At 66.8% G+C, this 19,061-nt stretch carries 14 protein-coding genes and 1 other RNA gene; 12 read left to right on the top strand and 3 right to left on the bottom strand.

Features of this window, described 5'->3' with window-relative positions:
- Positions 1-460: 460 nt before the first annotated feature.
- A complete protein-coding gene (locus ACQR1X_RS30660) occupies positions 461-1,099 on the bottom strand; it encodes a TetR/AcrR family transcriptional regulator (RefSeq protein WP_434900227.1) in 639 nt (212 codons plus the stop codon).
- 187 nt (positions 1,100-1,286) lie between these two features.
- Between ACQR1X_RS30660 and ACQR1X_RS30655 the strand changes: the two genes are divergently transcribed.
- The 3 genes from ACQR1X_RS30655 (at position 1,287) to ACQR1X_RS30645 (ending at position 6,509) form a co-directional block, all read left to right on the top strand.
- Positions 1,287-2,615, top strand: a complete 1,329-nt coding sequence (locus ACQR1X_RS30655) for an efflux RND transporter periplasmic adaptor subunit (protein WP_434900226.1) — start codon at positions 1,287-1,289, stop codon at positions 2,613-2,615.
- Between the two features lie 214 nt (positions 2,616-2,829).
- Positions 2,830-4,419, top strand: coding sequence for a DHA2 family efflux MFS transporter permease subunit (locus tag ACQR1X_RS30650; protein ID WP_434900225.1), 1,590 nt, complete (start codon positions 2,830-2,832; stop codon positions 4,417-4,419).
- Positions 4,420-4,691: 272 nt separating this feature from the next.
- Positions 4,692-6,509 (top strand): ABC transporter ATP-binding protein, encoded by a 1,818-nt coding sequence (locus ACQR1X_RS30645; protein WP_434900224.1) that lies wholly within the window; start codon positions 4,692-4,694, stop codon positions 6,507-6,509.
- Between the two features lie 48 nt (positions 6,510-6,557).
- On the opposite strand, the gene rnpB is transcribed toward ACQR1X_RS30645, so the two are convergent.
- An RNA gene (rnpB, locus tag ACQR1X_RS30640) (RNase P RNA component class A) lies at positions 6,558-6,998 on the bottom strand.
- Positions 6,999-7,138: 140 nt separating this feature from the next.
- Between rnpB and ACQR1X_RS30635 the strand changes: the two genes are divergently transcribed.
- Positions 7,139-7,492 carry a YciI family protein gene (locus ACQR1X_RS30635; protein WP_315802106.1) on the top strand — a complete coding sequence of 118 codons (354 nt, stop codon included), beginning with the start codon at positions 7,139-7,141 and terminating at the stop codon, positions 7,490-7,492.
- Positions 7,493-7,525: 33 nt separating this feature from the next.
- On the top strand, positions 7,526-8,770 hold the full coding sequence (locus ACQR1X_RS30630) for an RNA polymerase sigma factor (RefSeq protein WP_434900223.1): 1,245 nt from the start codon (positions 7,526-7,528) through the stop codon (positions 8,768-8,770).
- Positions 8,771-8,774: 4 nt separating this feature from the next.
- Here the strand turns inward: ACQR1X_RS30630 and ACQR1X_RS30625 are convergent, their stop codons facing one another.
- Positions 8,775-9,626 carry an N-acetylmuramoyl-L-alanine amidase gene (locus tag ACQR1X_RS30625; protein ID WP_315802108.1) on the bottom strand — a complete coding sequence of 284 codons (852 nt, stop codon included), beginning with the start codon at positions 9,624-9,626 and terminating at the stop codon, positions 8,775-8,777.
- A gap of 527 nt (positions 9,627-10,153) precedes the next feature.
- Here ACQR1X_RS30625 and rsmH point away from each other — a divergent pair.
- The 7 genes from rsmH to murD all read left to right on the top strand — a co-directional run bounded on the left by rsmH (position 10,154) and on the right by murD (position 18,890).
- The gene (gene rsmH, locus ACQR1X_RS30620; protein ID WP_316181708.1) at positions 10,154-11,149 is read left to right on the top strand and encodes a 16S rRNA (cytosine(1402)-N(4))-methyltransferase RsmH; all 996 of its coding nucleotides are present in this window, start codon (positions 10,154-10,156) and stop codon (positions 11,147-11,149) included.
- A gap of 3 nt (positions 11,150-11,152) precedes the next feature.
- Positions 11,153-11,545 carry a cell division protein FtsL gene (ftsL, locus tag ACQR1X_RS30615; protein WP_315713444.1) on the top strand — a complete coding sequence of 131 codons (393 nt, stop codon included), beginning with the start codon at positions 11,153-11,155 and terminating at the stop codon, positions 11,543-11,545.
- A complete protein-coding gene (locus ACQR1X_RS30610) occupies positions 11,542-13,290 on the top strand; it encodes a peptidoglycan D,D-transpeptidase FtsI family protein (RefSeq protein WP_434839311.1) in 1,749 nt (582 codons plus the stop codon). The genes ftsL and ACQR1X_RS30610 overlap by 4 nt, the downstream gene beginning before the upstream one ends.
- A 71-nt stretch (positions 13,291-13,361) precedes the next feature.
- Positions 13,362-14,822 carry a UDP-N-acetylmuramoyl-L-alanyl-D-glutamate--2,6-diaminopimelate ligase gene (locus tag ACQR1X_RS30605; protein ID WP_434900222.1) on the top strand — a complete coding sequence of 487 codons (1,461 nt, stop codon included), beginning with the start codon at positions 13,362-13,364 and terminating at the stop codon, positions 14,820-14,822.
- Positions 14,819-16,195, top strand: coding sequence for a UDP-N-acetylmuramoyl-tripeptide--D-alanyl-D-alanine ligase (locus tag ACQR1X_RS30600; protein ID WP_434900221.1), 1,377 nt, complete (start codon positions 14,819-14,821; stop codon positions 16,193-16,195). The genes ACQR1X_RS30605 and ACQR1X_RS30600 overlap by 4 nt, the downstream gene beginning before the upstream one ends.
- Before the next feature lie 186 nt (positions 16,196-16,381).
- Positions 16,382-17,488 (top strand): phospho-N-acetylmuramoyl-pentapeptide-transferase, encoded by a 1,107-nt coding sequence (gene mraY, locus ACQR1X_RS30595; protein ID WP_315802113.1) that lies wholly within the window; start codon positions 16,382-16,384, stop codon positions 17,486-17,488.
- 1 nt (position 17,489) lies between these two features.
- Entirely contained in the window at positions 17,490-18,890 is a 1,401-nt protein-coding gene (murD, locus tag ACQR1X_RS30590; protein ID WP_434900220.1) for a UDP-N-acetylmuramoyl-L-alanine--D-glutamate ligase, read from the top strand.
- Positions 18,891-19,061 lie beyond the last annotated feature (171 nt).

Here is a 19,061-nt window from a genome sequence, read left to right as displayed (position 1 = left end):
CGGGCTCGAAGCCCGTGCAACTGTTCGGGTTGAAGGAAGACACCGGACCTGTCCCACGCTCCCCGACAGGCTCTAGGGCCTTTGAGCACGATCGGGCTCAGATCCAGCGACGGGCGGTTGGTCAGAACCGCCCGTTCGCACATTCTGGCAGGTTTCGAACACACAAGAGCACGGAGCAGCCGTTAAACCCATCGCGCAGGGAGGGCCGGGTGATCTCGGCTGAACCTGTGGTACCTGCCGCCTGCATTTTTTTGAGCAGGCGGGCCACGGGCGCGGCCAGCGCCCGGCCTTCCCTGCACCCTCCGATCGATCAGAGGGTGATCCGATTGCAAAGCTCGGGCGTCACCAGCCGCGAGAAGGAGAGCGCATGTCTCATGCTGACATATCTCGGGCTGACATGTCTGGCGCCGATATCCGTTGTGCCGACATCGGCGCGCGCATCGCGGCGGTCAGCGGCGTCTCAACTCTTGATGCCGTAGGTCGCGAGGAACATGCGGACGGCGCTCGCCACCACCTTGTGCGTCTCGTCGGGCGAGGGGGCGGGGGCTCCCTGGAAGATGAAGGGCAGGAACAGCGTGGCCTGGCACATCAGCTGGAATTGCGATGCGGCGAGGTGGCAATCGTCGATGGCGAGCTCCCCGGCATCGACGCGGGCCTGCAGATAGGCGGCGAGCCGGCCGATCGTGCCCTCGATGACGCAATCATAGTAGCGCCGTCCCACCTCAGGCATGCGTTCGGCGATCGCCATCACGGTGCGGATCGCCGATCCGCCGCCGGGGCGGCAGACGACCGCGATCCAGGCGGTGCCGAACTCGTACAGCACGGTCGCGGCATCGCGGGCGGGATCGAAGCTGAAGTTCGAGGCACCTCGATGCACGCTCTCTTCTTCGACGATCGCCTCGAACAGGCGGAACTTGTCGGCGAAGTAGACGTAGAGGGTGCCTTTGGAGACGCCGGCGACGCGCGCGATCTCGCCCATGCTGGCGCCGTCGAAACCCAGGTCCATGAACACCTTGCGGGCGCCCTGGAGGATCTGCCGGCGCTTCGAGGAATCGTCGTCCGACGTCGCCTGGGTGGTGGTGTGGTCCGGCTCAATCATTGGTTTAGGCTGTTCCCGAAGATTTGGCCGGTGCCAACGTCACAAAAGCATCTGCGCGGATATGTTGCGGTAGCGAAGATATAGATTGACCGAACGGTTCGGTCAATGGTAGATGTGGATTGACCGAACGGTTCGGTCGGAATTTTCGGGGCCTGGGTGGCCCCGCTGTCATGGGTGGGAGTCTCTGATGGCCGCTGCGAGAGACCAGGCTGTACGGGCGCGCCGTCCGGACGCTGATGAAGCGCCGGAACAGACGAGGTCTGAGCCGGTCCGGCCGCAGGCCAGCGACACGGCGCAGCGCAAGCCTGCTGATGCCAAGCCTGGCGACCTGAAGGCCGACGTCAGCACCGAGGCTCCATCCGAACGGCCCGCGCCGGCCGGCGCTCCCGCGGGCGCGAAGCCGCAGGCCGTGGCCGCCGCGGCTCCGAAATCCGGCAAGCGCAAGCGGGTGCTGGCCAGCATCGGCGTGCTGCTCGCGCTCGCCGCCGCCGGCTATGCCACGCACTATTATCTGGTCGGCCGCTTCATGGTCTCGACCGACGATTCCTACGTCCGCGCCAACAACACCATGCTGGGCGCGCGCGTCTCCGGGCACATCCAGGAGATCGTGCCGCGCGACAATTCGGTGGTCCGCAAGGGCGACGTGATCTTCCGCATCGACGACGGCGACTACAAGATCGCGGTCGACGCCGCCCGCAGCAAGATCGCCACGCAGGAGGCGACGATCGCGCGCATCGGCCGCCAGGTCGCCGCGCAGCAGAGCGCCGCCGAGCAGGCGCAGGCCAATCTCACCTCATCCGAAGCCGCGATGAAGCGCGCCGGGCTCGACTATGAGCGCCAGCAGGCGCTGAGCAGCAAGGGCTTTGCCTCGCACGCGACCTTCGAGCAGTCGGAAGCCGCGCGCGACCAGGGCATGGCCGCGGTCCGCGCCGCCCGCGCCGCGTACGACGCCGCGCGCGACAATGTCGAGGTGACGAAGGCGCAGCAGGTCGAGGCCCAGGCGCAGCTCGCCGAGCTCAAGACATCGCTCGCCAAGGCGGAGCGCGATCTCGAATTCGCCACCGTGCGCGCGCCGGTCGACGGCACCTTCTCCAACCGCCTCGTCAACACCGGCGACTTCATCGCGGTCGGCCAGCGGCTCGGCAACGTCGTGCCGCTCGACGAGGTCTTCATCGACGCGAACTTCAAGGAAACCCAGCTCCGGCGCATCCGTCCGGGCCACCCGGTCACGATCAAGGTCGACGCCTATGGCGCGCGCGGCTTCAAGGGCGTGGTCGACAGCATCTCGCCGGCCTCGGGCTCGGTGTTCACCCTGCTGCCGCCGGATAACGCCACCGGCAACTTCACCAAGATCGTGCAGCGCCTGCCCGTGCGCATCCGCGTGCCGAAGGATGTGGCGCGGCAGAACCTGCTGCGCGCCGGCATGTCGGTCTACGTCACCGTCGACACCACCGACGCCAAGGATGCCGACACCGACGCCGACCTCGACGCATCGGCGACGGTGCAGGGGAAGTAGTTGGACAGGGAAAGTATTTTGAACTGATGCGAGGGCACGAGCTGTCGCGTCATCGGAAGTCAGCTCCCTCCCTCCTTGTGGGGGAGGGCTGGGGAGGGGGGTACTCCGGGCGAGACCGCCGTTGTGGGCCCCCTCCCCCAGCCCCTCCCCACAAGGGGGAGGGGAGCGCACCGGGAATGCGGCGCGGTCCTCGATCCAAGCGGACTAACTGACCATGGCCACCGCCACCACAGCCAACCCCACCATGAGCGCGCCGGCGGCGCCGTCCGACCGCATCGCGCCGCGGCGTCTGATCGCGTTCCTGATCATGGTGTTCGGCATGTTCATGTCGATCCTGGACATCCAGATCGTGTCGGCGTCGCTGACCGAGATCCAGGCGGGTTTGTCGGCAAGCTCCAGCGAAGTGTCATGGGTGCAGACCGCCTATCTGATCGCCGAGGTGATCGCGATCCCGCTGTCCGGCTTCCTGTCGCGCGCGCTCGGCACGCGGCTGTTGTTCGCGATCTCGGCGGCCGGCTTCACCATCTCCAGCTTCCTGTGCGGCTTCGCCTCCTCGATCGAGCAGATGATCCTGTGGCGCGCTCTGCAGGGCTTCCTCGGCGCCGGCATGATCCCGACCGTGTTCGCCTCGGCCTACACGGTGTTTCCGCGCACCAAATTCCACATCGTCGGTCCGATCATCGGCCTCGTCGCCACGCTGGCGCCGACGGTGGGCCCGACCGTCGGCGGCTACATCACCGATGCGATGTCCTGGCACTGGCTGTTCTTCGTCAACATCCCGCCGGGCATCCTGATCACGATCGGCGTGCTGGCGCTCGTCGATTTCGACGAGCCGCATTTCGAGCTGCTCGATCGCTTCGACTGGTGGGGCCTGTTGTTCATGGCCGGCTTCCTCGGCTCGCTCGAATACGTGCTGGAGGAGGGGCCGCAATATGAATGGCTGCAGGACACCTCGGTCGCGATCTTCGCTGCGGTCTGTGCCGTCTCGGCGGTGTGCTTCTTCTGGCGGGTGCTGACGGCCGACGAGCCGATCGTCGGCCTCTTCGCGTTCGGCAACCGCAACTTCGCGGTCGGCTGCCTGCTGCAGTTCTGCATCGGCATCGGCCTCTATGGCCTGACCTACATCTATCCGCGCTATCTCGCCGAGGTCCGCGGCTACAGTGCGCTGATGATCGGCGAGACGATGTTCGTTTCCGGCGTCACCATGTTCCTGATGGCGCCGGTGGTCGGTCGGCTGATGCTGAAGGTCGACATGCGCCTGATGATCGCGTTCGGCCTCGTGATCTTCGCGATCGGCTCTTACCAGATGACCGGCATCACCCGCGACTACGATTTCTGGGAACTGTTCCTGCCGCAGGTGCTGCGCGGCGTCGGCATGATGTTCGCGATGGTGCCGACCAACAACATCGCGCTCGGCACGCTTGCGCCCGACCGCGTCAAGAACGCCTCCGGCCTGTTCAACCTGATGCGCAATCTCGGCGGCGCCGTCGGCCTTGCCGTGATCAACCAGGTGCTGAACGACCGCACCGACCTGCACATCTCCCGCCTGCACGAGCGCGTCAACTGGGGCAATGCCACCGCGGTCGAGACCCTCAACATGCTGCAGCAGAAGCTGCAGGGGATGGGCGACTCGGCCTTGATGGCGATGAAGCAGCTGTCGCAGATCGTGCACCGGCAGGCGGTGGTGATGGGCTATGGCGATGCGTTCTTCATGTTGACCTGCTTCTACATCGCGCTCAGCTTCATGGTGATGCTGCTCAACAAGCCGAGCTCGCCGATGGCCGGCGGCGGCGACGCACATTGACGTGAGCGGCCCGCGGGCGCCTGCGGGTTGCCAGATCATACCCTCGATGGTATGGAACAAGAATTGTCGCTCGAACCGGGGAGATTTGCATGACTGAATCGCATCTGCAGATCGCGTGCACCCGCTCGATGCCTGTTCTGGTGTTCGGCCGCTCGCTTTGAGCACCACCGCCTAACTTCCCAACGCCTGATTACTCATCCGCAGACCGCGCGCCGCGTCACGTCTGCATTATTTGGAGCCGGCTGGCGCTGCGCGCGCGGCCGGATGATGCCATGACCGTCGACGTCTCCGGCCTGAAGGCCGACAAGCGTCCCGCCGCCATCCGCGTCGTGATGCCGTTCGTGTTCCGCCACTGGCTGAAGCAGCCGCGCATGACCCTCGGCATTGCATGCGCGCTGCTGGGCGCCACCGCCGCCGACCTGTTCATGCCGGTGTTCTCCGGCAAGCTCGTCGATGCGCTGACGCTCGGCCCGGCAAACGGCGATGCGCGACATGCCGCGCTGGTGGCATTCGCCGGCATCGTCGCGCTGGGCTTCGCCTCGATCGTGCTGCGATTGTCGGGCCTGCAACTGATCGTGCCGTTCACCCTGCGCATCATGTCCGACGTGGCGCGCGACGCCTTCGTGCGCGTGCAGCGGTTCTCGACCGACTGGCACGCCAACAGTTTCGCCGGCTCGACGGTGCGCAAGATCACCCGGGGAATGTGGGCGCTCGACCTCTACAACGACACTATCCTGCTGGCCCTGCTGCCGTCGCTGTCGGTGCTGCTGGGCTCGATGGTGCTGCTCGGCCTGCATTGGGGCGCGCTGGGTGGGGTCATCGCCGTCGGCGCGGTGCTGTACGTCGCGATGACGGTGGCGTTCTCAACCCGCTACATCGCGCCGGCCGCACGGATCTCCAATGCCTGGGACACCAAGGTCGGCGGCACCCTGGCGGACGCGCTGAGCTGCAATGCGGTGGTGAAGTCGTTCGGCGCCGAGGCGCGCGAGGACTTCAGGCTGATGCGCGTCGTCAAGCGCTGGTCCCGGCGCGTCAACCGCACCTGGCTGCGCTACAACACCACGGCTGCGGTGCAGCTCGGCGTGCTCTTGTGCCTGCGCTCCTCGGTGATCGGCGGCGCCGTGCTGCTGTGGATGGCGGGCAGGGCCTCGCCGGGTGACGTCACCTATGTGCTGACCAGCTACTACGTGATCCATGCCTATCTGCGCGACGTCGGCATGCACATCAACAACTTGCAGCGTGCGGTCAACGACATGGACGAGCTGGTGGCGATCCATGGCGAGCCGATCGGCATCGTCGATGCCGCCGATGCCAGGCCGATCGCCGTGACGGGCGGCCACATCGTGTTTGATGCGGTGACGTTCCATTATGGCGGCCATCGTGCGCCGCTGTACGATCGGCTGTCGGTGGACATCCGGCCGGGCGAACGGATCGGCCTCGTCGGGCGCTCCGGCTCCGGCAAGACGACCTTCGTCAAGCTGGTACAGCGGCTGTACGACGTGAGCGGCGGCCGGATCCTGATCGACGGGCAGGACATCGCCCATGCGAAGCAGGACTCGCTGCGCAGCCAGATCGCGATCGTGCAGCAGGAGCCGATCCTGTTCCACCGCTCGCTGGCCGAGAACATCGCCTATGGCCGGCCGGGCGCCAGCCAGGCGGAGATCGAGCAGGCGGCGCGGCTTGCGAACGCGCATGAGTTCATCACGCGGCTGCCGAAGGGCTACGGTACGCTCGTCGGCGAGCGCGGCGTCAAGCTGTCGGGCGGCGAGCGGCAGCGGGTGGCGCTGGCGCGCGCGCTCCTGGCGGATGCGCGCGTGCTGATCCTGGACGAGGCGACCTCGAGCCTGGATTCGGAATCGGAGGCGCTGATCCAGGAGGCGATGGAGCGGCTGATGAAGGGCAGGACCGCGATCGTGATCGCGCATCGGCTGGCAACTGTGCGCAGCCTCGACCGCATCCTGGTGTTCGATCGTGGCCGCATCGTCGAGCAGGGCAGCCACGCCGCGCTGGTCGGCAAGCCTGGCGGACTCTATCGCAGCCTGTTCGAGCGGCAGGCCATCGAGTTCGGCCAGCTCTCGGCGGCGGGATAACACAAATGGTGAGGGGCCCGGCGCTGTCGGCGCCGAGCCCCTCATGAACATATCAGCCGGCCTGTAAGCCGGGTTCTGTAGGGCACCGCCACACTTGCGCATGACGATACGCGACGGCCATTCCTCTGGGATCGCGCTTGCGCGTGACCTCGGGCAACCTACCCGGACGGCGAGCCTGACATCGCTCCCGCGGACGTCATCGCCTGACACAAAGTGCCTGGACGATTGTCTCCGCGTGGCCGTCCCTATTCGGTTTTGCTCCCGGTGGGGTTTACCATGCCGGTTCCGTTGCCGGCCCCGCGGTGCGCTCTTACCGCACCTTTTCACCCTTACTTGCCTCCCTCGTGGGAGGAAGCGGTTCGTTCTCTGTGGCACTGTCCCTGGGGTCGCCCCCGCCGGACGTTATCCGGCACCGCATGTCGATGGAGCCCGGACTTTCCTCCCCGGCGGCCTTTCGGCGCTTGCCGGAGCGGCCGTCCGGCCGACTGATGCGGCCTGAATGGGGCTTTCCGAGCAGCACGTCAAGCCATCGCCATGCCGGCGAAAAATATTATCCTTCGCGTGTCGTTCCATGTCGGCGCCGTTCGACTGGATGTCGGCGATCCAGCCGAACATGAGGAGCAAGTCCGATGCAGTATCTGTTGATGATCTATCTGAACGAGGTCGAATACGCGAAGATGGAGAAGGCGGCCGAAGGGAAGATGCTGGCGGAATATCAGGCCTTCACCCAGTCCATCATCTCGAGCGGCAACTACAAGGGCGGCGATCGGCTGCAGCCGACCACGACGTCGACCACCGTGCGGGTGCGGGACGGCAAGATCCTCACCACCGACGGTCCGTTCGCCGAGACCCGCGAGCAGCTCGGCGGCTACTACATGATCGAGGCCAAGAATCTCGACGAGGCGATCGGGATTGCCGCGCGGATTCCCGGCGCCCGGCTCGGCTCGATCGAGGTGCGGCCGGTCTGGCAATACAATCATTGAGACCGGTGCGGCTCGCTGCCGAGAAGGTCACCGATGACGCCCGATGCGATCGACAAGGTGTTCCGCGATGAGGCCGGCCGCGCACTCGCGACCTTGATCCGGCTCGTCGGTGACTTCGATCTGGCCGAGGACGTGCTGCAGGATGCGTTCGCTGCGGCGCTGCTCAAATGGCGGGGGTCCGACGCTCCCGCCAACCCGCGGGCGTGGCTGGTCAATGTCGCCCGCAACAAGGCCATCGATCGCATCCGGCGGCGGAGCAATTTTCGCGACAAGGAGGCGGAGATCGTTCATGCGATCGAGCGTGATGCCGCCAACGACGACGCCGACGCGCCGGCCGATCTCGACGACGACATGCTGCGGCTGATCTTCACCTGCTGCCATCCGTCGTTCGCGCCGGAGGTCCAGGTCGCGTTGACGCTGCGCACGGTCTGCGGCCTCACCACCGCCGAGGTCGCCCGCGCTTTTATCACCGGCGAGGAGGCGATGGCGCAGCGCCTGGTCCGCGCCAAGCAGAAGATCCGCCTTGCCGGCATTCCCTATGAGGTGCCGGGACGCGACGCGCTCGAGGAGCGGCTGCGCGGCGTCCTGACCGTGATCTATCTGGTGTTCACCGAGGGCTATCTCGCGACCTCCGGCACGGAGCTGATTCGCGAGGATCTCGCGCGCGAGGCGATCCGGCTGGGTCGGCTGCTGCTTGGCTTGATGCCGGAGGCGCGCGACATCAAGGGCCTGCTCGCGTTGATGCTGCTGCACGATGCGCGGCGCGCCGGCCGAACCGATGCGGCGGGCGACATCGTCCTGCTGGAGGAGCAGGACCGCTCGCTGTGGAATCGCGAGCAGATCGCCGAAGGGCTGGGGCTGGTCGAACAGGCGCTGGGCATGAAGGGGCTGCCGCAGTCCTACACGGTCCAGGCGGCGATCGCCGCGCTTCATGCCCAGGCGTCCAGTTACGCTGAAACGGACTGGCGGCAGATCGTCGGCCTCTACGAGGTTCTGCTGCGGATCGCACCATCGCCGGTGATCGAGCTCAATCATGCAGCCGCTGTCTCGATGGTCGACGGCCCGGCGCGGGCGCTGGCGCTGGTCGATGCGCTGGCCGCCCGTGGCGGATTGAAGCAGTACGATCTGCTGCCGGCAGTGCGGGCGGACCTCCTGCGGCGGCTCGGCCGGCGCGACGAGGCAAGCGCGGCCTATCGCGAGGCGAGCGCAGCGACGCAGCTCGCGCCGCTCAGGCGTCTCTATGCACGCCGGCTCGGGGAGCTCGACGCGGAGGCCTGACGCGTCAGGCGCGCGGCGCCTGATCCTCGGCCGGAAGGCTCGTCAGCAGCGCATGCAGCGTCCACAAGGTCGAGCGGTCGGCGATGCCGTCGATCTTTTCGGGGCGGAAGTGTCGCTGGAACGCCGTGACCACATCCATGGTGATGCCGTCGAATTTGCCGGTGATCGGCACGCCATAGCCGTATTTGGCGAGCGCCTTCTGCAGGCCCTTGACGTCGTCGCCGATGCTGCCGAGCTTCAGCGTCTCGCCCTTGGTGATCGCGGCCGGCTGCACCCAATGGCCGACGCCGGAATTCGCCAGCGAATGCCACGGGAATTTCTCGCCCGGATCCTTCTTGCGCGCGGGCGCGACGTCGGAATGCCCGAGCACGCGATGCGCCGGGACGTTGCGGCGGAGCATGATGCCCCGGCACAGCGCGATCACCGCCGCGATCTGCCGCGGTGGGAAATCCGGATAGCCCCAATCGTGGCCGCGATTGACGATCTCGACGCCGATCGAGCAGGAATTGATGTCCTCCTCGCCGCCCCATGACGAGAGACCCGCGTGCCAGGCGCGCAAGGCCTCCGGGACGCACTGGACGATGCGTCCGTCCTCGAGCACGACGTAATGCGCGGAGACCTCGCTGCCGGCGGTACACAGCTTGGTGATCGCCCCTTCGACGTCCGGCATGCCGGTGTAATGAAGAATGATCATGTCCGGCTGGCGCCCACCCTTGCGCTCGCCGAAATTGGCCGACGGGATCACGTCGGAGGCGACCGACGAGTCCGGCGTAAAGACCGGCAGGTCGGCAACGCCTTTGGGGATCGGCAGCGCACGAGAACGCTTCGATTCCGGCTTGTCGGAGGGATTGGGCATGAACGACTCGAAGCGGACGGCGGCGGCGATGGCTCAAACCGGATATGGGCAGGCACTACTCTTTTACATGTCCCAGCCGCAATCGAAATCGCATGCGAGCCCTCGATATTGAGCCGACCGTTGTATCGCGACGGCACGTCGGCCGACCGGCGCGCCGGCTCTGCTTCGCACTCCAAGTGCCTAACATCCGCCACAGACCGTCAACGGTTTGTTAACGCTAAACGCCGTTACTGAGTGGTGAAGAGCCAAGCCGGCTTTCGGGACGGCAAGCCGCCACGATGCAAGGTCCTGCACGGCAGATTACGATCGAAAGCGGTTCCGGGGCGCTCCGGCGCCGTGCGATTGCTGTCGGATCGAGGGTCTCGACGTGGCCGGATCGTGCTGCTGATGTCGTGACGGCTCCACGGATGACGGAGCGTCCCGAGAGATGGCTTGGCGAGTTGACGGGGCGCGAGGATCGAAGGCGCGATGGGCTCGCTGCCGACCAAAATCAGTCTGAAGCAACGGCGCGCTCGCGGAGCGGCCGCGTGAGTACGGCTGACCAGCGACACGTTCCGGTGCTCGGCCCCGAAGCGGTCGAGATGCTGGCGCCGCGCGACGGCGGAACCTACGTCGATGCGACCTTTGGCGCCGGCGGCTATACGCGCCTGATCCTGGCGACGGCGGGAACACGGGTCATAGGGATCGATCGCGACAGCACTGCAATCGCCGGCGGCGCTGGTCTCCTCGCCGAAGCGGGCGATCGCCTGAAACTGGTCGAGAACCGCTTCTCGGCCTTGGCCGACATCTGTGCATCGCAAGGCCTCACGCATGTCGACGGCGTCGTGATGGATGTCGGCGTCTCCTCGATGCAGCTCGACTCCGCCGCGCGCGGCTTCTCGTTCAGGTTCGACGGCCCGCTCGACATGCGGATGGGCGGCACGGGACCGACGGCCGCCGATGTCGTCGCCCACGCTGCCGAGCGCGCTCTGGCCGACGTCATCTATATCTTTGGCGAAGAGCGGCACTCGCGCGCCGTGGCGCGGGCCATCGTGGCCGCGCGCAAGGAACAGCCGATCACGACGACGCGGCAGCTTGCCGACATCGTCGCGCGCGTGGTGAGATCCAAGCCTGGCGACATTCATCCGGCGACGCGCACGTTCCAGGCGTTGCGCATTCTCGTCAACGAGGAGCTGGACGAGCTCGAACAGGCGCTGTCGGCCGCGGAGCGCGTGTTGGCACCGGGCGGCCGGCTGGCGGTCGTCTCGTTCCATTCGCTCGAGGACCGCATCGTCAAGACGTTCCTCGCCGAGCGCAGCAGAACCGGCGGCGGCTCGCGCCATTTGCCCGAGATCGCGCAGGAGGCACCGAGCTTCCAACTGCTCAACCGCAAGCCGGTCGTGGCCGCGGAGGCCGAGACCGACGCCAATCCGCGGGCGCGGTCCGCCAAGCTGCGCGGTGCCGAGCGTACGGCCGCGCCGGCGCACGCTTCGGCATCTTCTTCGCCCTGGCCGCGGCTGGCCGATGTCCTGCGAGGAGGCTGACCGATGCGCCTCCTGCACCTCGTCGTGATCTGCTCGCTGATCTTCGCGGCGGCCTATGTCTATCGCATCAAGATGGACTCCACGGCACGGGTCGAGCGCGTGCTGCAATTGCGCGCCGAGATCCGCGAGCAGCGCGAGGCCATCGCAGTGTTGCGCGCGGAATGGGCCAAGCTCGACGCGCCGCTGCGGCTGCAAGGGCTGGTCGAGCGGCATCTGCCGCTGAAGCCGCTCAACGCCACGCAATACGACAGCCTGAAGAATCTGCCGGAGCGGCCCCCGCGATTTGCGCGACCGGACAATCCGGATCCGATCGGATCGATGATCGATGCGATCGACGCGATCAACGAAGAGCCCCCCGTGACCGGGTCAGTGCGTCGCCCGGAGGATCAGCAATGACCGATCAGCTTCGGCCCGACGTCAAGCCGCAGGAACCCTGGCGGCAACGTCTGGTGCGCACGCTGCTGTATGGGCGCGATGTCGATCGGACTGCCAAGGCGCGCGCGCGCGTCGGCCTCGCGATCATTGCCTTTGCCGCCGTCTACGCGGTGATCGGCGGCCGCCTCGTGATGTTCGCGATCGGCTCGGATGGTCCGAGCGCGCGGCGCGCCGCGCAGCAGGACGCCATCGCCACCGCGCGCCCCGATATCGTCGACCGCAACGGCGCCGTTCTCGCCACCGACGTGAAGACGCCGAGCCTGTTCGCCGAGCCGCGTCGCCTCATCGACAAGGACGAGGCGATCGAGCTACTGACGGCGACCTTGCCGGATCTCGATACGGGCGAGGTCCGCGACCGACTGATGTCGCGCAAGGGCTTCGTCTGGTTGAAGCGCGAGATGACGCCGAAGCAGCAGCAGGACATTCATCGCCTCGGCCTGCCGGGCATCGGCTTCCTGCGCGAGAACAAGCGTGTCTATCCGACCGGCAACGAGGTGGCGCATCTGATCGGCCTGGTGAACATCGACAACCAGGGCATCGCCGGCATGGAGAAGTGGCTCGACAATCAGGGCCTCGCCGACCTGCATCGCGCCGGCTTCGCCACCGACCGACTGCAGCGGCCGGTTGAACTGTCGGTCGACCTACGCGTCGAGCATGCGCTGCGCGACGAACTGCTCAAGGCCAAGGAGAAGTTCAAGACCAAGGCGGCCTCCGGTCTCGTCGTCAATGTCAGGACCGGCGAGATCATCGCCATGGTGTCGCTGCCGGATTTCGATCCCAACAACCCGAAGGAAGCGCACGATCCAGACCGGATCAACCGCCTGACCACGGGCGTGTACGAGATGGGCTCGACCTTCAAGGCGTTCACCCTCGCGATGGCGCTCGACACCGGCAAGTATGATCTCAACTCGCTGTGGGATGCACGCGGGCCGCTGCACTACGGCAAGTTCGCCATTCACGACGACGAGCCGAAGGGCCGCTTCCTTACCATGAAGGAGGTGTTCACCTTCTCCTCCAACGTCGGCGCCGCCAGGATCGCTTTGACTCAGGGCGTCGAGGGCCACAAGGCATTCCTGCGCAAGATGGGCCAGTTCGACCGGCTGCGCACCGAGTTGCCGGAGAGTGCCTCGCCGATCCTGCCCAAGCGCTGGAGCGAATTGAACACGATCACGATCGCGTTTGGTCACGGCATGGCGGTGGCGCCGCTGCAGGGCGTGATGGGCGTCAGCGCGCTGGTCAATGGCGGCTATCTGATCCCGCCGACCTTCATGAAGCGCACCGAGGCGGAGGCGATGCAGGTCGCCAAGCGCGTGATCAAGCCGGAGACCTCCGAAAAGATGCGCTATCTGATGCGTCTGAACGCCGAGATCGGCACCGCGCGCAAGGCTGACGTGAAGGGCTACTACATCGGCGGCAAGACCGGCACCGCCGAGAAGGTGATCAACGGCCGCTACGCCAAGAAGAAGGTGCTGACCCTCTTCACCGCAGTGATCCCCGCCGACAAGCCCAAATACCAGCTCCTGATCATGCTGGACGAGCCGCAGGCATTGAAGGAGACCTACGGCTTCATCACCTCGGGCTGGAACGCGGTGCCGACCGCCGGCAACGTGATCTCCCGGATCGGGCCGCTGCTGGGAATCGAGCCCCGGTTCGACCTGCCGCCGTCCGACCGCCAAATTCTTGCGGCATCGCGGCTGACACAGTAAGCCGTCGTCGAATCGCAGGCTTTGGAGCTGCCGCCATCCCCGGGCGGGGCCAGGACTGGCACGGAACCAGGATGAAACTTCACGACCTCCTGGGCGATCAGGCGACGCTCGACGCTTCCATCGCCGCAGTCGAGATATCCGGCCTCGCCGTCGACAGCCGCGCCGTGCGGCCCGGCGACCTGTTTTTTGCACTCTCCGGCACCAAGACCGATGGTTCCCGCTTCATCGCGGCGGCGATCGCGGCCGGCGCGGTTGCCGTAGCCGGTGGGGCGGGTCCTGGAACAGAGCTGGCCGTTCCATTCATCGCGCTGCCGAACCCGCGGCGGGCGCTCGCGCTGGCTGCGTCGCGGTTCTATCCGCGCCAGCCGGCAACGATTGCCGCCGTCACCGGCACCAGCGGCAAGACGTCGGTCGCCGCCTTCACGCGGCAGATCTGGCAGAAGCTCGGCCACAGCTCGGCCAGCATCGGGACCGTCGGGCTGGTGTCGGACAAGCGCACCGTCTACGGCTCGCTGACGACGCCCGATCCGATCGCGCTGCATCGGCAGATCGACGAGATCACGCAGGACGGCGTCACCCATCTGGCGTTCGAGGCCTCGTCGCACGGGCTCGATCAGTTCAGGCTCGACGGTGTCAGGGTCTCGGCCGGCGGGTTCACGAACCTGTCGCGCGACCACATGGACTATCATCCGGATATCACGCACTACCTCAACGCCAAGCTCAGGCTGTTCCGCGATCTCGTTCCGCCGGGCGGGCCTGCGGTGATCTCGGCCGATCATGAGTGCTCGCCGGAGGTCATCGCTGCGGCGCAGACGCGCGGTCTTCGCCTGATGACGGTGGGGACCCATGGCGATGGCGCGGGCGAGGGCATCCGTCTCGTGGCCGCTGCAATCGACGGCTTTGCGCAGCAGCTCCAGATCCAGCATTGCGGCCGCATGCATGCGGTCCGGCTGCCGCTGGTCGGCGCGTTTCAGATCGAGAATGCGCTGGTCGCAGCGGGCCTTGCGATCGGCACCGGCAGCGATCCGCAGGCCGTGTTCGAAGCGCTCGAGCAGCTCGAGGGCGCCAAGGGCCGGCTTGAGCTGGTCGGCGAGCACAATGGTGCGCCCATCTTCATCGACTACGCGCACAAGCCGGACGCGCTCGCCAAGGCGCTGCATGCACTGCGGCCCTATGCCGCCCGAAAACTCGTCGTCGTGTTCGGCGCCGGCGGCGACCGTGACACCGGCAAGCGTCCCTTGATGGGCGCGATCGCCGCCGAAGAGGCCGACAGCGTCATCATCACCGATGACAATCCGCGCAGCGAGGATCCGGCTGCGATCCGCGCCGCGATCCTGGCGGCCGTACCCGGGGCGCGCGAGATCGGCGACCGGGCGGAGGCGATCCGGGTCGCCATCGGCGAGCTGCAGCTCGGCGATGCGCTCGTGATCGCCGGCAAGGGCCATGAGACCGGACAGATCATCGGCAGCAATATTCTGCATTTCAGCGATCATGAAGCGGTCGCGGACGCGTTGGCATCGAGGACATCATGACGAAGGCGCTGTGGACCGTGGCAGAGGCGGCGCGCGCGCTCGGCCTCACCGGCGACTATCCGGAGACTCGAATCGACTTCGTCACGCAGGACAGCCGCGCGGTGAAGCCCGGCAGCCTGTTCGTGGCGCTGAGCGGCACGCCGAGTGGCGGCTTCGTGTCGAGCTTTGCCTCCAGCCGCGATGGCTGGGAGTTTGCGGCGAACGCCGAAGCGGCTGGCGCGGTGGCGATGATCGTGCCGCACAGGATCGATGGCGTCACCGTGCCGCAGCTCGTGGTGCCGGACACGCTGATCGATGGGCTGTGGGCGCTGGCGCGCGCCGCGCGGGCGCGCTTCCACGGCCCGGTGATCGGGTTGACCGGCAGCGCCGGCAAGACCTCGACCAAGGAGTTCATCGCCGCCTATCCCGGCGCGTCCGCGAGTCCGTCCAGCTTCAACAATTTCTGGGGCGTGCCGCTGACGCTGTGCAACGCCGATCCCTCCGCTTCGGTCTGGGTCGTCGAGATGGGCATGAACCAGACAGGCGAGATCGCGCGGTTGACGGAGCTGTCGCAGCCGACGGTGGCGCTGGTCGTCAACGTCCAGCCGGTGCATCTGGAGAAGCTCGGCAGCCTGGAAGCGATCAGGAAAGAGAAGGTCTCGATCGCGCGCGGTCTGCCAGCCGATGGCGTCCTCGTGCTTCCCTCAGATCTCGCGGCGCCGGAATGGGCGGGCAAGGTGATCCGCTTCGGCGGCGATGCGGAGGTGCGCGAGCTCTCGCACAACTCGCGCGGCGAAGCCTGGGATGTGATCGCCGATGTCGCCGGTCGTCGCGTCGCATTCGCGCTGACGCCCGGTGCGCCGCATCGCCTGCACAATGCGCTGGCGGCGCTGGCCTCGATCGCAGCGGCCGGGCTCGATCCGGCGCTGCTCGCGCAGACGCTCGGCCATGTCGGCATCATGACGGGCCGTGGCGTCGAGCAGACCGTCGGCGACATCGTTCTCATCGACGACAGCTTCAACGGCAATCCGGCCAGCATGGCGGCAGCGCTCGACAGTCTGCAGGCGCGACCGGTGCGGGGGCGGCGCATCGCCGTGATTGGCGACATGCTCGAGCTCGGCGCCGAGGCGCCGGCCTATCATCAGGGGATGGTGGCTCATCTCGCCGGGGTCGATGGCGTCTATTGCGTCGGTCCGCTGATGCGTCACCTGTTCGACAGCCTGCCGCACGCAAAGCGGCTCGGCTGGCACGAGGATCCGGTGACGCTGGATCCCGGCCGGGTCGCGGCGCTGCTGGCGCCGGGCGACGTCGTCGTCATCAAGGGCAGCAAGAAGATCTTCTGGGTCAACAAGTTCGTGTCGAAGCTCGCCGCGGCGCTGCAGCGGCCCGCTTGAAAATCGGGCGATATCGCGGCGCGGCAGAACGATATTTTCCACTGGCGGTCGAAGCGATCGTGCCGGACGGGTCTTTCCGCCGGCCTATGATTCGCACCCGGCCCCGATCATGGTTAAAAGAGGCTGGACCGGATTCGCGAGCGAATCCGTGTTCGCGGTCTCGGTGAGGCGGCATAGGCGGGTTGGATGTTCTACTGGTTGATCGAGCTGACGAATACGTTTCCGAGCCTGTCCGTGTTTCGCGGATTGCTGAACGTGTTCCGCTACATCACGTTCCGTACGGGCGGCGCGGTCGTCACCGGGGCGCTGTTCGTGTTCCTGTTCGGGCCGTGGATCATCGATCATCTGCGCCTGCGCCAGGGCAAGGGCCAGCCGATCCGCACCGACGGCCCGCAATCGCACATCATCAGCAAGAAGGGCACGCCCACGATGGGCGGCCTGATGATCCTGTCGGGCCTCGTCGTCTCCACCGTGCTGTGGGCCAATCCGCTCAACCCCTACGTCTGGATCGTTCTCGCGGTGACGCTCGGCTTCGGCTTCGTCGGCTTCTATGACGACTATCTGAAGGTGACCAAACAGTCGCATTCCGGCTTTGCCGGCAGACTGCGTCTGCTGATCGAGGCTGCGATCGCGCTGGTCGCCTGTTATGCGCTGGTGCGGCTCGGGCGCGATCCGTCCGCGACCGGGCTTGCCATTCCGTTCTTCAAGGAACTCGTCATCAAGTTCGGCTGGCTCTACGTCATCTTCGGCGCGTTCGTCATCGTCGGCGCCGGCAATGCCGTCAACCTGACCGATGGACTCGACGGCCTGGCCATCGTCCCGGTGATGATCGCCTCCGCCAGCTTCGGTCTGATCGCCTATCTCGCCGGCAACGCGGTGTTTTCCGATTACCTGCAGATCCATTATGTCGCGGGCACTGGCGAGCTTGCCGTGCTGTGCGGCGCGGTGCTCGGCGCGGGCCTCGGCTTCCTCTGGTTCAACGCCCCGCCGGCGTCGATCTTCATGGGTGACACCGGCTCGCTGGCCCTCGGCGGCATGCTCGGATCGATCGCGGTCGCGGTGAAGCACGAGATCGTGCTGGCGGTCATCGGCGGCCTGTTCGTGCTGGAGGCCGTGTCGGTGATCGTGCAGGTGGCCTCGTTCAAGCTGACCGGCAAGCGCATCTTCAAGATGGCGCCGATCCACCATCATTTCGAGCAGCTCGGCTGGACCGAGCCGCAGATCGTGATCCGCTTCTGGATCATCTCGGTGATGCTGGCCCTGGTCGGTCTCTCGACCTTGAAGCTGCGCTGACATGATCCCCGTCACCGCATTTGCCGGCAAGACCGTCGCCGTGTTCGGGCTCGGCGGCTCGGGGCTGGCTTCGTGTCATGCCCTGCGGGCCGGCGGCGCCGAAGTGATCGCGGCCGACGACGGCGCCGATCGGATGACGGAAGCGGCGAAGGCTGGCTTCATCACCGCCGATCTGCGCACCGTCTCCTGGGCGAACTTCGCCGCGCTGGTGCTGGCGCCAGGCGTGCCGCTGACCCATCCGGTGCCGCATTGGAGCGTGTTGAAGGCGCGCGAGGCCGGGGTCGAGGTGATCGGCGACATCGAGCTGTTCTGCCGCGAGCGCAGGCGGCACGCGCCGGATGCGCCGTTCGTCGCGATCACCGGCACCAATGGCAAGTCGACCACGACGGCGCTGATCGCGCATCTGATGCGCGTCGCCGGCTACGATACCCAGATGGGCGGCAATATCGGCACCGCGATCCTGTCGCTGGAGCCGCCGCGCATGGGCCGCGTCCACGTCATCGAGATGTCGTCCTACCAGATCGACCTGACGCCGTCGCTCGATCCGGGCGTCGGCATCCTGCTCAATGTCAGCGAGGACCATATCGACCGCCACGGCACGATCGAGAACTATGCGGCGGTGAAGGAGCGGCTGGTGGCGGGTGTCCAGTCCAAAGGCACCGCGATCGTCGGTGTCGACGACGGTTTTTCGCGGGCGATCGCCGATCGGCTCGACCGGGGCGGCAAGCGCGTCGTGCGCATCTCGGTGAAGAACCCGCTGGCGGATGGGCTGTACGTCGAGCACGAGACGATCGTGCGCAGCGCGGGGGGCGCGCGCAGCGAGGTCGCACGTCTCGGTGGCATCGGCTCGCTGCGCGGTCAACACAACGCCCAGAACGCCGCCTGCGCCGCCGCTGCCGCGCTCGCGATCGGGGTCAGGGAGGATGTGCTGCAGCAGGGGCTGCGCAGCTTCCCAGGTCTGGCGCACCGCATGGAGCAGGTCGGCCGCCGCGGCAACGTGCTGTTCGTGAACGACTCCAAGGGCACCAACGCAGATGCGACCGCGCATGCGCTGTCGTCCTTTGCCGACATCTTCTGGATCGCCGGGGGCAAGCCCAAGGCGGGCGGCATCACCAGCCTCGCCGGCTTCTTCCCGCGCATTCGCAAGGCCTATCTGATCGGCGAGGCGGCTTCCGAGTTCGCCGGAACGCTTGGCGACAAGGTGCCGCACGAGATGTCCGGCACGCTGGAGGTCGCGGTCGCCCAGGCTGCCGCCGACGCCGAGGCCTCGGGACTGAAGGATGTCGTCGTGCTGCTGTCGCCCGCCTGCGCCTCCTTCGACCAGTTCCGCAACTTCGAAATCCGCGGCACGCATTTCCGCCACCTGGTGCAGGCGCTGCCGGGTGTGGAGCGGGTTGTCTAGGCCGCAAACACCGCTGTCGTCCCGGCGAACGCCGGGACCCATACCCGCAGGGAGCAGCTTGAGGCACGCCGGCCATTGGCTCTTTGCCCATCACGACGGCTACGGCGTATGGGTCCCGGATCGGCGCCGCGACGCGCTGGCGCGCGCTACGGCTTGTCCGGGACGACAGTT

It is taken from the genome of Bradyrhizobium sp. HKCCYLRH3073 (assembly GCF_051167995.1).
Lineage (GTDB): Bacteria > Pseudomonadota > Alphaproteobacteria > Rhizobiales > Xanthobacteraceae > Bradyrhizobium.
The sequence above is the reverse complement of the archived record's forward strand: the minus strand, read 5'-3'. Positions and strand labels throughout refer to the sequence as shown.